This is a genomic window from Streptomyces mayteni (assembly GCF_054783955.1).
On sequence record NZ_BAAGPR010000139.1, the window covers coordinates 3,037 to 16,712 of the forward strand.

A 13,676-nucleotide genomic window follows, 5' to 3' on the forward strand; every position below is an offset into this window, starting at 1 on the left:
CGCAGGGCCCTTCGGGCCGCAGGCCGCCAACCGCCAAGCCACCGCGGTCCGCCGCTACGCGCGGGAGGAACCGAACCGGCCTGCACCGACGCGCCGCCGCGCAGGGACGGCCCCGCCAAGGCCGAAGGCGGCTGCGCCGCCGGGCCGGTGCCGTGCTGGCGACTCCCGGCGCTGCACGCAGTGCGGCTACGCCGCAGGGCCCTTCGGGCCGCAGGCCGCCAACCGCCAAGCCACCGCGGTCCGCCGCTACGCGCGGGAGGAACCGAACCGGCCTGCACCGACGCGCCGCGGCGCAGGGGCTGCCCGGCCAAGGCGGAAGGCGGCCGGGGCCGGCCCGAAGGGCCAGGACGGCGGCTGGGCCGTCGCCCCTTGGGCTGCGGGCCTCGCCCGAGGCCGACAGCGGCAGCGCCGCCCGGCCAACCGGCCCGCCATCGTGGGCCGGGGGCCAAGGCGGCCGCGCCGCCTGGCCCTTCGGGCCGCCGCCGCGCGAGGCCAACCGCCGGGGCGGGTGGGGGGCGCGGCCCGGCGCGGTGCCGCACATCGCGGCGCGGAAAAGGGCGGGTGGGTGGGTGGGTGGGAAGAACCTCAGTCGGGGGCGCCGGTCAGGTCGTGGAGGCGGCGGGCCTGCGCGGCGCGCTCCGTGGTGCGTTGGGTGTCGTAGTCCTGGCCGGAGGCCGCCCGTAGGAGGGCCTTGGTCTCGATCACCGCGTCGCGCGGTGCGGCCAGCAGGGCCGCGACGAGGTCGGCCGTGGCGGCCGACAGTTCGTCGGGGTCGACGACGAGGTTGGCCAGGCCGATGCGTTCGGCCTCGGGCGCCTGGACGGCGCGGCCGGTGGCGCAGATCTCCAGGGCGCGGGCGTAGCCGACGAGGTCGACGAGCGGCTTGGTGCCGCCCAGGTCGGGCACCAGGCCAAGCGAGGTCTCCCGCATCGCGAACTGCGCGTCGGACGCGCAGATCCGCAGGTCGCAGGCGAGTGCCAGCTGGAAGCCGGCGCCGATGGCGTGGCCCTGGACGGCGGCGATGCTGACCAGGTCGTTGCGGCGCCACCAGGTGAAGGCCTCCTGGAAGCCGGCGATCGTCGCGTCCAGGTCCGCGTCGGTGGCGCGGGCCAGGGTCAGGAAGGAGATGTCGCCCTCGATGCCCTCGGGGGTGAAGGCCCGCCGGTCGAGGCCGGCGGAGAAGGAGACGCCCTCGGCGCGCAGCACCACGATCCGGACGCTGCCGGGGAGGGCGCGGCCCGCTTCGGTGAGTGCCCGCCACATCGCGGGGGTCTGGGCGTTGCGCCGCGCCGCGACGGTCAGCGTGACCGTGGCCACGGCGCCGTCGACGGTGAGACGCACACCGTCCCTGTCGACGAGTGGGTTCTGCTGGTTCTGCGGGACCACGGGCCACCTCCGGTCGCTACTCACCAGTCGCTACTCACCAGTAACTGAACCGGTAGCGTAGCGGCCGCCGTGGCCCGTCGACCTCAGGGGGTGGGGGCCGCCTTCTTGCCCCGGGTGGCGCCGCCGCGCCCACGAAGTGTGACATCCGCCTCGCTGAGCATGCGGTGGACGAAGCCGTACGACCGGCCCGTCTCCTCCGCAAGCGCCCGGATGCTCGCACCCGACTCGTATTTCAGCTTGAGGTCCGCCGCGAGCTTCTCGCGAGCGGGGCCGGTCACCCGGCTGCCCTTCTTCAGAGTCTCGGCCACCCGTGCCTCCTCGTGGAAGTGCGCTCTGGACTTCTCATGATCACCCCTATCCGGCTTCCTGGCCACCCATCCGTCTGGGTCCGTACGACAAGCGGACAACGCGATTCCGGGCCCCGCCTGGGCTCACGGGCGGCGAGGGTTCCGAGGCGGGGGACGAAAGTGCAGGTCAGGGGCCGTCACTGGATCGGACCAAGTGATCGTCCGCAGCGGGGGCACGGCCGGTTCCCCGGCGCGTCGACACGCCGGGGTACGAGCCGCACTCACTCAGATGAATGATCAACCGTCGGCGGAATGATCCACCGCGCGTGATCACAAACGACCGTCGGCGGCAGGACGGACGGTCGGGGCGGGGGTCAGGCCAGGGCGACGAGGTCCGCGTAGTCCTGGCTCCAGAGGTCCTCCACGCCGTCCGGCAGCATGATGATCCGCTCCGGCTGGAGCGCGTCGACCGCGCCCTCGTCGTGGGTGACGAGCACCACCGCGCCGCTGAAGCCGCGCAGCGCGCCCAGGATCTCCTCGCGGCTGGCCGGGTCCAGGTTGTTGGTGGGCTCGTCGAGGAGCAGCACGTTGGCCGAGGACACCACCAGGGTGGCCAGGGCCAGGCGGGTCTTCTCGCCGCCGGAGAGCACACCGGCCGGCTTGTCGACGTCGTCGCCTGAGAACAGGAAGGAGCCCAGCGTCTTGCGGACCTCGACCATGTCCAGGTCGGGGGCGGCGGAGCGCATGTTCTCCAGCACGGTGCGCCGCGGGTCCAGCGTCTCGTGCTCCTGCGCGTAGTAGCCGAGCTTGAGCCCGTGGCCCGGGTTGACCTCGCCGGTGTCGGGCTTCTCCACGCCGGCCAGGAGGCGGAGCAGGGTCGTCTTGCCGGCGCCGTTGAGGCCGAGGATGACGACCCGGGAGCCCTTGTCGATGGCGAGCGAGACGTCCGTGAAGATCTCCAGCGAGCCGTAGGACTTGGACAGGCCGTCGGCCATCAGGGGGGTCTTGCCGCACGGCGCCGGGTCAGGGAAGCGCAGCTTGGCGACCTTGTCCTGCTGCCGCTCGGCCTCGATGCCGGAGAGCAGCCGCTCGGCGCGCCTGGCCATGTTCTGCGCGGCGGTGGCCTTGGTGGCCTTGGCGCGCATCTTGTCGGCCTGGGCGTTGAGCGCGGCGGCCTTCTTCTCGGCGTTGGCCCGCTCCCGCCTGCGCCGCTTCTCGTCGGCCTCGCGCTGGGTCTGGTACTGCTTCCAGCCCATGTTGTAGACGTCGATCTGGGCGCGGGTGGCGTCCAGGTAGAAGACCTTGTTGACCACGGTCTCGATGAGGTCGACGTCGTGCGAGATGACGATGAGCCCGCCGCGGTAGGTCCTGAGGAAGTCCCGCAGCCAGACGATGGAGTCGGCGTCGAGGTGGTTGGTGGGCTCGTCCAGCAGCAGGACGTCGGCGTCCGAGAAGAGGATCCTGGCGAGCTCGACGCGGCGCCGCTGGCCCCCGGAGAGGGTGTGCAGCGGCTGGGCGAGGATGCGGTCGGGCAGGCCGAGGCTGGCGGCGATGGTGGCGGCCTCGGCCTCGGCCGCGTAGCCGCCACGGGTCAGGAACTCCGTCTCCAGGCGCTCGTACTTCCGCATGGCGCGCTCGCGGACCTCGCCCTGCCCGGTGGACATCCGCTGCTCGTTCTCCCGCATGCCGCGCAGCACGGTGTCCAGGCCACGGGCGGCCAGGATCCGGTCGCGGGCGAGGATCTCCAGGTCGCCGGTGCGGGGGTCCTGCGGCAGGTAGCCGACCTCTCCGCTGCGGGTGATGGTGCCGCCGGCCGGGATGCCCTCGCCGGCCAGGCACTTGGTGAGGGTGGTCTTCCCCGCTCCGTTGCGGCCGACGAGGCCGATGCGGTCTCCCCTGCCCACCCGGAAGGAGGCGGACTCGATGAGGATCCGGGCGCCGGCTCGCAGCTCGACGCCAGTGGCGGTGATCATGGACGTACTCCAGGCGACGGGACGTACGGACGTGGCTGCCGTACGGGGACGGTTCTTGGCGAGGAGGGATGCGTCCGCTAGGGCACGAGGAGCGAAATGTCCATGCGGTCATTCTAACGGCGGCACGCAAGCCGTTTTCCGCGCTCTCGCGTGCGCCGCCACGCCCCGGCGAACGCGGGCGGCGGGGCCCCGACGTCAGGCGCCGCCGGTGTGGACCTGGAACGCGGCGCGGCGCACCCGTTTGGTGATGGCCGGGTCGGGGTGGGCGGCGGCCAGGGCGAGCAGGACCTGGACGGTCCGGGGGTGGCCACAGACGCGGATCTCGTCCACCAGTTCGGCGACCGTCGGCTGGGGCGCGGAGTCGAGGTGGTCGAGCAGCAGCCGCTCGGCGCCGTTCTCGTGGGCGGCGGAGGCGGTGTCGACCCAGAGCCAGGTGGCCTCGGCGCGGGTGAGCACGCCGATCGGGGTGTCGGTGTGGTCGCGGGGGTCGCCGCCCTCGTGGTCGGCGAGCCAGAGCAGCGCGTAGGGGCGGAGCACGGGTTCGTCGGCGGCGGCGCGGACGGCGGCCAGCGCGGGGGCGCCGACGGCGCGCAGCGCCTCGAAGGCGAGGCCGCGGATCAGGGCGTCCTCGCCGCGGGCGGCGTCGAGCAGCTCGGTGACGGCGGGCCCGGTGGAGCGGGCGGCGAGCCAGGCGCGGTACTCGGCGCGGGCGGGGCCGGGGGTGAGGGCGGCGCAGCCGCGGAGCATGGCGACGGCGGACTGCTCGATGTTGCCGGCCGGGCTCTGGGCGGCGATGCAGATCTGTTCCAGCTTCGTCCAGACGGCCCAGCCGCCGAGGTCGGTGAGCCTGGCGTGTTCGGGGTGGCGGCTGCGCGCGTGCAGGGTGAGGGCGCCGACCTCGGCGAGGGCGTCGAGGGCCCAGCCGAGCAGTCGCACCAGTTCGCCGAGTTCGCGCGGCGCGATGGCCTCGGGCGCGGGGGCTATGTCGTCGGGGCCCTCGGCGGGGTCGGACGAGGTGGTGGCGGGCCGTTCGGCGCGGAGTTCGGTGATGCGCTGGGTGAGGAGGTCGATGAGGCCGGCGGCGGTGACCGGGCCGTCCGAGAGCTGCATCACGGAGAGCAGTTGCGGGATGGCGGCGACGATCTCGCTGACCAGTCCTGGGTCGGCGTCCTGCGGCGCGGGGCGGGCGAGCGACCAGGCGTCGAAGAGCGCCACCCAGCCGCGCAGCGCGGCGGTGTCGTCCTGGTCCCAGGCCCGCAGCCGCCAGCCGGCGCGGACCCCGACGCCGTCCGCGCCGGGCTCGACGAGGCCGGCGAGCCTGGCGTGGCTCCACCGGTCACGGACCTGGCTCACGGTCATGCCGAGCTCGGCGGCGGCCCGCCGCACGTCGGTCTCGGGCGAGACCCCGGCGCGCTGGGCCCACTGCGCCAGCCGGACGGCCTCGGCGAGCAGGCCGCGGGCCTGCCCGGCCAGCCGGTCCTGGGGGGCGATGCCTCTGGGGGGCTTGGGAGGGCGTCTGGCGACCGCCGTTCGCCGGGGCGCCGCGGGGCGCTGGGCAGGCGTCTGTGGGACAAGTCGCAACCGGGGCTCACGCGGAGTTCGGGACGTCACGCGAGCAGTTTCTCCGTTCGGGGCTCCAAAGCCCAAACCCCGCACTCCGTGGTCCAGATGAGCGGCGGGGCGGCGCGGCTCGGTCCGGGGTGGTCGGGGGCGCGGGAGAGTGTGCCGGGGCCGGCGCCAAGCCCGGCGGCGAGCGCCAGACAGCGGCCTTCCCGAGTTCATCCGTCGTTCACCTATTCACCTTACGTTAACGGCGCTTGCCCTCCAGCCCGTCGAGCGGATTGTCCGATACATGGAACATGTAACGCTGTTGATCGCGATCGTGATCGTCACGGCCCTGGCGTTCGACTTCACCAACGGCTTCCACGACACCGCCAACGCGATGGCCACGACGATCTCCACGGGGGCGATGGCCCCCAAGGCCGCGGTCGCGATGTCGGCCGTGCTCAACCTCGTCGGCGCCTTCCTCTCGGTCGAGGTGGCGCGGACGATCTCCGGCGGGATCATCGACGAGGAGGCGGGCATCCAGCCGGAAGTCATCTTCGCCGGACTGGTGGGCGCCATCGTGTGGAACCTGCTCACCTGGCTCGCCGGGCTGCCGTCCAGCTCCTCGCACGCGCTGTTCGGCGGCCTGATCGGGGCGACCGTCGCCTCCGTCGGCCTCGGCGCGGTGAACGGGGACGCGGTGGTGACCAAGGTGCTGATCCCGGCGGTGGCCGCCCCGCTGGTCGCCGGGGTGGCGGCCACGCTGGCCACCCGGCTGACGTACCGGATCACGCGAGACGCCGACGAGCAGGCGACCGCGGGTGGCTACCGGTTCGGGCAGATCGCCTCGGCGGCGCTGGTCTCGCTGGCGCACGGCACCAACGACGCGCAGAAGACCATGGGCGTGATGACGCTGGCGCTGATCGCCGGCGGCTCGCTGGCGCCGGGCGCCGACCCGCCGCTGTGGGTGATCACCTCGGCCGGCGTGGCCATCGCGCTCGGCACCTACCTGGGCGGCTGGCGGATCATCCGCACCATGGGCAAGGGCCTGACGGACATCAGGCCGCCGCAGGGCTTCGCCGCCCAGACCAGCGCGGCGACCACCATCCTGGCCTCCTCGCACATGGGCTTCGCGCTCTCCACCACCCAGGTCTGCTCGGGCGCCGTGATGGGCTCGGGGCTCGGCCGGCGGGGCGGCGTGGTGCGCTGGTCGACGGCGCGCCGGATGGTGGCCGCCTGGTTCCTGACGCTGCCCGCGGCCGGTGCGGTGGGCGCGGTCGCCGCGCTGATCGCCGAGCGCGGCGACTGGGGCGTGGCGGTCGTCGCGGTGCTGCTGGTCACGGCGAGCGCCGCCATCTGGCAGCGGTCGCGCAGGCGTCCGGTCGACCACTCGAACGTGAACGACGTCGAGTCCGATGTCGAAAAGGTGAACGAGGGCGCGGCGGCCGGTGAGCCGATCCAGGTGGTCATCCCGGCGCCCGCCTCGGCCGCGCCGCCGGCCTCCTCGTCCTCGTCCTCGTCTTCTTCGTCGTCGTCCGCCTCGCAGTCCTCCCGTTCCCAGCCGTCCGCCTAGTCCGAGACCGAGGTACCCGAAATGAACGTCGACTGGGCCACGCTCGGCCAGGTCATCCTGGTCTCGGTGCTGCTGACGGTGGCGGTGGTGGGGCTGTTCTCGATCGGCATCAGGGCCGGCCTGAGCCGTTCCGCCGGGCCGGCCGCGCGGCCGGCCGGCTACCTCTCCTTCGCGCTGTGCGCGGCGGCCGTGGGGTACGGCATCTGGATCATCACGTCCTGAGCCGGCCTGACCAGGACCCGCGGGGCCGGGACCGACGGGGCCGGATCGTCTAGGCGACGATCCGGCCCCGCAGCAGTACCCGGCGGGGCGCGGCCAGCACGCCGACGTCGCGGCGCGGGTCGGCCTCGTAGACGACGAGGTCGGCCGGCGCGCCCTCGGTCAGCCCCGGCCGGCCGAGCCAGGCGCGGGCCCGCCAGGTCGCGGCGGCGACGGCGTCGACCGGCGGGATGCCGGCCTTCGTCAGCTCGGCCACCTCCAGCGCGATCAGGCCGTGCCCGAGGCCGCCGCCGGCGTCGGTGCCGGTGAAGATCGGGATGCCGGCGTCGTGGGCGGCCCGCACGGTGTCGTAGCGGCGGGCGTGCAGCCGCCGCATGTGCTCGGCCCAGCGCGGGAACCGGTCGGCGCCGCCGGCGGCCAGGTCGGGGAAGGTGGCGATGTTGACCAGCGTCGGCACGATGGCCACCCCGCGCTCGGCGAACAGCGGGATGGTGTCCTCGGTGAGCCCGGTGGCGTGTTCGACGCAGTCGATGCCGGCCGCCACGAGGTCGCGAAGCGAGTCCTCCGCGAAGCAGTGCGCGGTGACGCGGGCGCCCTCGGCGTGGGCGGCCGCGATGGCCTCGCGGGCGGCGTCGGCCGGCCAGCAGGGGCCGAGGTCGCCGCGCTCGCGGTCGATCCAGTCCCCCACCAGCTTGACCCAGCCGTCGCCGCGCCTGGCCTCCTGCCGCACCACGGCGGCGAGTCCCTCGGGCTCGATCTCGTGGGCGTAGTTGCGGATGTAGCGACGAGGTCGGGCGATGTGCCGGCCGGCCCTGATGAGGTGGGGCAGGTCGGCGCGGTCGTCCATCCAGCGGGTGTCGGCGGCTGAGCCGGCGTCACGGAGCAGCAGGGCACCGGCGTCCCGGTCGTCGAGCGCCTGGCGTTCGGCCGTGGCGTCGTCCACCGCGCCGTTCGGGCCGAGGCCGACGTGGCAGTGGGCGTCGACGAGGCCGGGCAGCGCCCAGCCCTCGACGGTGACCACCTCCCGTGCCGCCACCGGGCGTTGACGGCTGATCCGACCGCCGACCACCCAGATCTCGTCCAACACCCCGTCGCCCGCGTCCCCGTCGGGTCCTTCGCCATCAGGGGTGACGAGCACGCGCCCCCTGATGTGCACCACCGCACTCTCGCTCATGCCTCGGCAGCCTACAAATTGCCTGCTACGCTCCCCATTCGTTGGGGGCTTGCACGCAGGGACGAACGTTGCACGACCTGTCGTACGGCCCGTCGAACCACCTCGGCGGGTCAACGAGCCGCACACCGAGGAGGCCGGCGGGTGGCCAGCCCCAACGATGAGTTCCATGCCTTCTTCGAGCAACACCACGCCGAACTGTCCAGACTCGCCTATCTGTTGCTCGGCGGATCGGACAGCGCGGAGAGCCCTGACGACCTGGCGGCCGACGCGCTGGTGGCGATCTGGCACCACTGGGACCGGGTGCGCGCGGCGCGCCATCCGCTCGCCTACGCCCGGGGCGTGGTGGCCAACCTGGCGCGCTCCAGGATCCGCAGCAGAACGCGCGAGCGCCGCCGGATCGCCCTGTTCTGGTCGCAGCACGGGGAGTCGGCCGAGGGCCCTGACATCCCCGCGATGCTGGACGTGCGGGCGGCGCTGCACCGGCTGCCGTACCGTAAGCGGGCCTGCGTGGTGCTGCGGCACGCGTTCGACCTCTCGGAACGGGAGACCGCGCGCACGCTCGGCATCTCGGTGGGTACCGTGAAGAGCCAGACCTCGCGCGGCATGGCCGAGTTGGAGCGGATGCTCACCGAGGCGGCCGCGCCCGCGGGCGAGGGGGACCCCCAGGGTCTCCTCCGTGGGCTGCGCTCGGGTCCCGTCGAGCGGCGGGGGTTGGTGAGCACACCGGAGAGGACCCATGCCAGAGCGTCCAGACGTCCCCCGGCTGCTGCGGGAGGCGGCCGAGGCACACCGGCCTGACCGGGAGCGGATGCTGGAGCGCGTCCAGCGAGGCGTCCAGCGGAGCACTGTGCGGGACGCGGGGCGGCGCTCGTGGCGGGCGGGCCTGGGATGGGCGCGGACGGTCGGCGCGGTCGTGGCACTGGTGGTGACGCTCGGGGCGGCCTCGCTCGTGGTGCGCCTGACGGGCGCCGAGCCGGACGACGGGGCGCCGCCGGCCGCGGCGGCGCGGCTGAGCGCGTCGGGGCGGGTGGATCCGGGCAGCAACCCCTACTGGTCGCAGAGCGACCTCACGGTGACGCTCAGCGAGCCGCTGACGTCGTTCTCGGTGGAGCTTCGGGTGGTGGCCGGCGAGGGGGTCAGGGCGACCGGCGCCTGGCGGACCCTCCCGGAGCCGGACTTCCTGCTGACCACCGAGCTGGAGCAGGGCGTGCTGGTGTTCCGGTGGGAGCTGCGCCCCGGCGCGGTGGTGCCGGCGGGCGAGCACGTGTTCGCCGGGCAGTACGACCACGCGCTGGGGACGCGCGACGCCTCCGGCGACCGCTTCCTGGTCGAGGGCGCGGGGGCCGGCGGCCCGGTGGAGGCGAGCGGCGCCCTGGGCTGAGGCGCGACCGTGCGGGCCGGCGGGTGCGGCGAGTGTGGCGGGTGCCACGGATGCGGCGGGCCGGCGCGGCACCATTCGGCGTGCGTTCTCGTGGAACCCTGGGATAATTCCTCCCGCAGAATTGAGCGGGGAATTCGAATCCCGTTTACCCTCTAATTCAGGGCGTTCTCACGGGCCTCTTTTGCCCGGTCACCCGGACCTCAAACACTCTTTTGCCGGAAGCCCGGAAGGTCACAACGAGCACCACCCGCGACACATCTTCGTTACCCAAGCGTTACAGAACCCTCACTATCGCCCCTTTTGTCCGGTAACCAACGGGCAAAACGGCACATATTGCCGAGCGAGCCCAGGTAGCGCACGCGCGCACGCGATAACACACCACCATCACCCGGGTAAGCCCTGCCCACGATGCGATTTCTCGATTCGCTCGGTAAATTCGATCTGCATGACCCCCGCACAACCCGACCGTGCACGAGCCGCAGACGACGATTATCCGAACATGCCAATCGAGCCGAGCAGACTGGACGGGGAATTCCCCGGGCTGGAACTGGACAGCCCGCGGCCGGAGGACGGCGCGGCGCTGTGGCGCCTCGCCCGGGACTCCCGAGCACTCGACCTGAACTCCCCCTACAGCTACCTGCTGTGGTGCCGCGACTACGCGAACACGTCCATCGTGGCCCGCGACTCCGCTGCGGGCCCCGTCGGTTTCATCACCGGCTACAGCCGCCCCGAGGCCCCGCGCACCCTGCTGGTCTGGCAGGTCGCGGTCGACCAGGGGCAGCGGGGTCGGGGACTGGCCGCCGCGATGCTTGACGCGCTCGCCCACCGCACGGGCGACAAGCTGGGGGTGGACGTGATCGAGACCACCATCACACCGGACAACACCGCATCCAACCGGCTGTTCGCCTCGTTCGCCGAACGACACCGCGCCCCCGTGACGCGCGAGGTCCTGTTCGACGCCCACGACTTCCCGGAGGCGGGCCACGAGCCCGAAGTGCTCTACCGGATCGGGCCCATACCCTCCCCCGCCGTCGCGGGTCAGCGCTGAGCCACCGATCGCCCCCTCACCCTCCACTCCCCCTCCCCCCTCCGCGGAACCTCTCCCACCAGGAGCTCGTCGTGACCATCACCCAGCCGGACCTGAGCGTCTTCACCACCCTGGAGTCGGAGGTGCGCAGCTACTGCCGTGGCTGGCCCACCATCTTCGACCGGGCCCAGGGCAGCTACATGTACGACGAGGACGGCCACACCTACCTCGACTTCTTCGCCGGCGCCGGCTCGCTCAACTACGGGCACAACAACCCGCTGCTGAAACGCGCCCTGCTCGACTACCTGGAGCGCGACGGAGTCACCCACGGCCTGGACATGTCCACCACCGCCAAGCGCGCCTTCCTGGAGAGCTTCAGGGACGTGGTGCTGCGCCCGCGCGGCCTGGACCACAAGGTCATGTTCCCCGGCCCCACCGGCACCAACGCGGTCGAGGCGGCGCTCAAGCTGGCCCGCAAGGTCAAGGGCCGGGAGTCGATCGTCTCGTTCACCAACGCCTTCCACGGCATGTCGCTCGGCGCGCTCGCCGTCACCGGCAACGCGTTCAAGCGCGCCGGCGCCGGCATCCCGCTGGTGCACGGCACCCCGATGCCGTTCGACGACTACCTCGACGGCCGGACCCCCGACTTCATCTGGTTCGAACGACTGCTCGAAGACGCCGGCTCGGGGCTCAACAAGCCGGCCGCCGTCATCGTCGAGACCGTGCAGGGCGAGGGCGGCGTCAACGTGGCCCGCGCCGAGTGGCTGCGCGCCCTGGCCAGCCTGTGCCAGCGCCACGACATGCTGCTGATCGTCGACGACATCCAGATGGGCTGCGGCCGCACCGGACCGTTCTTCTCCTTCGAGGAGGCCGGGATCGTCCCGGACATCATCACGGTCTCCAAGTCCATCAGCGGCTACGGCCTGCCGATGTCCCTGACGCTGTTCCGGCCCGATCTCGACATCTGGGAGCCGGGCGAGCACAACGGCACCTTCCGCGGCAACAACCCGGCCTTCGTCACGGCGGCGGCCGCGCTCGACGCCTACTGGACCGACGGCCAGATGGAGAAGCAGACCCTCAGCCGCGGCGAGCAGGTCGAGCACACCCTGCGCGGCCTGGCCTCCGAGCACGCCTCGGCCGGCGCCTCCTACCGCGGCCGCGGCCTGGTCTGGGGCCTGACCTTCGCCGACCCGGCGCGCGCCAACGCCGTCTGCCGGCGCGCCTTCGAGCTCGGCCTGCTGATCGAGACCTCGGGCCCCGAGAGCGAGGTCGTGAAGCTGCTGCCGGCGCTCACCATCGCCCCCGACGAGCTGGACGAGGGCCTGCGCGTCCTCACCCGGGCCGTCCGCGAGACCGACTGACCCCGACCACCGGCCCGACCACCGGAAGGAATGAGAAAGACGTGATCGTCCGATCGCTCAGCGACATCGAGGGCACCGACCGGGACGTGCACTCGGCGTCCGGCACCTGGCGCAGCAAGCGCATCGTCCTGGCCAAGGAGGGCGTGGGCTTCTCCCTGCACGAGACGGTGCTCTACGCCGGCACCGAGACGTCGATGTGGTACGCGAACCACATCGAGGCCGTGTTCTGCGTCGAGGGCGAGGCCGAGCTCACCAACGACGACACCGGTGAGAAGCACCTGATCAGGCCCGGGACCATGTACCTCCTGGACGGCCACGAGAAGCACACGATCCGCCCGACCACCGACTTCCGGGTGATGTGCGTCTTCAACCCGCCCGTCACCGGTCGGGAGGATCACGACGAGAACGGCGTCTACCCGCTGCTCACCGAGGCGACGACCGAAGCCTGAGACACGGCACAGCGGGCAGACGAGCGGGAGATGAGAGGAGCAGACGACATGACGACCGCACCCGAACGTACCGCCGACCTGTATCCGACCCGGGGCGCCAAGGAGGTGGCCACCCCCCGGCAGGACCCGGTGGTGTGGTCAGAGCCTGGCGCGCCAGGACCGTTCTCCACCGGGGAACTCGCGGGCTTGGAGCGGGACGGCTTCGCCGCCGTCGACCGGCTGATCTCGCCCGAGGAGGTGGCCGTCTACCGGGCCGAACTGGACCGGCTGGTCACCGACCCGGCGATCAGGGACGACGACCGGTCGATCGTCGAGCCCCAGTCCCAGGAGATCCGGTCGGTGTTCGAGGTGCACAAGATCAGCCCGGTCTTCGCCGAGCTGGTCTCCGACCCGCGTGTGGTCGGCCGCGCGCGGCAGATCCTCGGCTCCGACGTCTACGTCCACCAGAGCCGGATCAACGTCAAGCCGGGGTTCGGCGCCAGCGGGTTCTACTGGCACTCGGACTTCGAGACCTGGCACGCGGAGGACGGCATGCCGCGGATGCGGGCCGTCTCGGTGTCGATCGCGCTGACGGAGAACTACGACACCAACGGCGGCCTGATGATCATGCCGGGGTCGCACCTGACCTTCCTCGGCTGCGCGGGCGAGACGCCGAAGGACAACTACAAGAAGTCCCTCCAGATGCAGGAGGCGGGGACGCCGTCGAACCGGGCCCTGACGGACTTCGCCGACCGGCACGGCATCCGCCTCTTCACGGGTGCCGCGGGCTCGGCGACGTGGTTCGACTGCAACTGCATGCACGGCTCGGGCGACAACATCACGCCCTATCCACGCAGCAACGTCTTCATCGTCTTCAACAGCGTCGACAACGCGGCCGTCGAACCCTTCGCGGCGCCGATCCGCCGGCCGGACTACATCGGAGCGCGGGATTTCACGCCTGTGAGGTGACCGCCTGCCGGGTCGGCCTGCCGGCCTACCGGCTCGAAGGGGCGGGGGTGTGGGGCCGCATCGCGGCCCCACACCCCCGCCCTTTTCCGCGCTTCGCGCGGATGGGGGCCCCGGCCGGGGCCGAAGGCGGCTGCGCCGCCCGGCCCTGCGGGCCACGGGCCCGGGCCCGTGGGGCTCCGGCCCCGCCCAGGGGGAGGCGGGCCCGGCCTACGGCGGCTGCGCCGCCGGGACGGGGCGGGTGCCCCGCGCTCCGCGCGGGGTTTCCCCCCCCACCCGCCCCTTTTCCGCGCTTCGCGCGGGTGGGGGCCCCGGCCGGGGCCGAAGGCGGCTGCGCCGCCGGGACGGGGCGGGTG

13 protein-coding genes are annotated in these 13,676 nt (G+C 72.9%); 8 read left to right on the plus strand and 5 right to left on the minus strand.

The features are described from left to right. Positions 1–585 precede the first annotated feature (585 nt). From ACYVPE_RS35500 to ACYVPE_RS35515, 4 genes are all read right to left on the minus strand, one after another. Positions 586–1,386, minus strand: a complete 801-nt coding sequence (locus ACYVPE_RS35500; protein ID WP_461037934.1) for an enoyl-CoA hydratase/isomerase family protein — start codon at positions 1,384–1,386, stop codon at positions 586–588. Positions 1,387–1,469: 83 nt separating this feature from the next. Then, positions 1,470–1,694 (minus strand): helix-turn-helix domain-containing protein, encoded by a 225-nt coding sequence (locus tag ACYVPE_RS35505; RefSeq protein WP_461037935.1) that lies wholly within the window; start codon positions 1,692–1,694, stop codon positions 1,470–1,472. 353 nt (positions 1,695–2,047) lie between these two features. Next, positions 2,048–3,646: an ABC-F family ATP-binding cassette domain-containing protein gene (locus ACYVPE_RS35510; protein ID WP_461037936.1), complete on the minus strand. Its 1,599-nt coding sequence runs from the start codon at positions 3,644–3,646 to the stop codon at positions 2,048–2,050. 195 nt (positions 3,647–3,841) lie between these two features. Next, on the minus strand, positions 3,842–5,227 hold the full coding sequence (locus tag ACYVPE_RS35515) for a hypothetical protein (protein WP_461037937.1): 1,386 nt from the start codon (positions 5,225–5,227) through the stop codon (positions 3,842–3,844). A 271-nt stretch (positions 5,228–5,498) separates the two neighbouring features. On the opposite strand from ACYVPE_RS35515, the gene ACYVPE_RS35520 reads away from it, so the two are divergent. Together ACYVPE_RS35520 and ACYVPE_RS35525 are read left to right on the plus strand one after the other, a co-directional pair. Further along, complete coding sequence (locus ACYVPE_RS35520) at positions 5,499–6,764, plus strand: inorganic phosphate transporter (protein WP_461037938.1); 1,266 nt, start codon at positions 5,499–5,501, stop codon at positions 6,762–6,764. Positions 6,765–6,785: 21 nt separating this feature from the next. Next, on the plus strand, positions 6,786–6,986 hold the full coding sequence (locus ACYVPE_RS35525) for a hypothetical protein (protein WP_461037939.1): 201 nt from the start codon (positions 6,786–6,788) through the stop codon (positions 6,984–6,986). A 49-nt stretch (positions 6,987–7,035) separates the two neighbouring features. Here the strand turns inward: ACYVPE_RS35525 and ACYVPE_RS35530 are convergent, their stop codons facing one another. Further along, positions 7,036–8,157, minus strand: a complete 1,122-nt coding sequence (locus tag ACYVPE_RS35530) for an amidohydrolase family protein (protein WP_461037940.1) — start codon at positions 8,155–8,157, stop codon at positions 7,036–7,038. A 141-nt stretch (positions 8,158–8,298) separates the two neighbouring features. Between ACYVPE_RS35530 and ACYVPE_RS35535 the strand changes: the two genes are divergently transcribed. The 6 genes from ACYVPE_RS35535 to thpD all read left to right on the plus strand — a co-directional run bounded on the left by ACYVPE_RS35535 (position 8,299) and on the right by thpD (position 13,323). Further along, entirely contained in the window at positions 8,299–8,955 is a 657-nt protein-coding gene (locus tag ACYVPE_RS35535; protein ID WP_461037941.1) for a SigE family RNA polymerase sigma factor, read from the plus strand. After that, positions 8,894–9,538 carry a hypothetical protein gene (locus tag ACYVPE_RS35540; protein ID WP_461037942.1) on the plus strand — a complete coding sequence of 215 codons (645 nt, stop codon included), beginning with the start codon at positions 8,894–8,896 and terminating at the stop codon, positions 9,536–9,538. The genes ACYVPE_RS35535 and ACYVPE_RS35540 overlap by 62 nt, the downstream gene beginning before the upstream one ends. A 499-nt stretch (positions 9,539–10,037) precedes the next feature. After that, complete coding sequence (ectA, locus tag ACYVPE_RS35545) at positions 10,038–10,586, plus strand: diaminobutyrate acetyltransferase (protein WP_461037943.1); 549 nt, start codon at positions 10,038–10,040, stop codon at positions 10,584–10,586. 71 nt (positions 10,587–10,657) lie between these two features. Continuing rightward, positions 10,658–11,926 (plus strand): diaminobutyrate--2-oxoglutarate transaminase, encoded by a 1,269-nt coding sequence (gene ectB / locus ACYVPE_RS35550; RefSeq protein ID WP_461037944.1) that lies wholly within the window; start codon positions 10,658–10,660, stop codon positions 11,924–11,926. Positions 11,927–11,967: 41 nt separating this feature from the next. Further along, positions 11,968–12,375, plus strand: coding sequence for an ectoine synthase (locus tag ACYVPE_RS35555; RefSeq protein ID WP_461037945.1), 408 nt, complete (start codon positions 11,968–11,970; stop codon positions 12,373–12,375). A gap of 48 nt (positions 12,376–12,423) precedes the next feature. Further along, positions 12,424–13,323, plus strand: a complete 900-nt coding sequence (thpD, locus tag ACYVPE_RS35560) for an ectoine hydroxylase (RefSeq protein ID WP_461037946.1) — start codon at positions 12,424–12,426, stop codon at positions 13,321–13,323. Positions 13,324–13,676: the final 353 nt, after the last annotated feature.

What these genes read in the sequence shown, in the direction of transcription:
- ectA (WP_461037943.1), top strand. Translation starts at nt 10,038, where the DNA reads ATGCCAATCGAGCCGAGCAGACTGGACGGGGAATTCCCCGGGCTGGAA.
- ACYVPE_RS35525 (WP_461037939.1), top strand. Translation starts at nt 6,786, where the DNA reads ATGAACGTCGACTGGGCCACGCTCGGCCAGGTCATCCTGGTCTCGGTG.
- thpD (WP_461037946.1), top strand. Translation starts at nt 12,424, where the DNA reads ATGACGACCGCACCCGAACGTACCGCCGACCTGTATCCGACCCGGGGC.
- ACYVPE_RS35520 (WP_461037938.1), top strand. Translation starts at nt 5,499, where the DNA reads ATGGAACATGTAACGCTGTTGATCGCGATCGTGATCGTCACGGCCCTG.
- ACYVPE_RS35510 (WP_461037936.1), bottom strand. Translation starts at nt 3,646, where the DNA reads ATGATCACCGCCACTGGCGTCGAGCTGCGAGCCGGCGCCCGGATCCTC.
- ACYVPE_RS35540 (WP_461037942.1), top strand. Translation starts at nt 8,894, where the DNA reads ATGCCAGAGCGTCCAGACGTCCCCCGGCTGCTGCGGGAGGCGGCCGAG.
- ACYVPE_RS35530 (WP_461037940.1), bottom strand. Translation starts at nt 8,157, where the DNA reads ATGAGCGAGAGTGCGGTGGTGCACATCAGGGGGCGCGTGCTCGTCACC.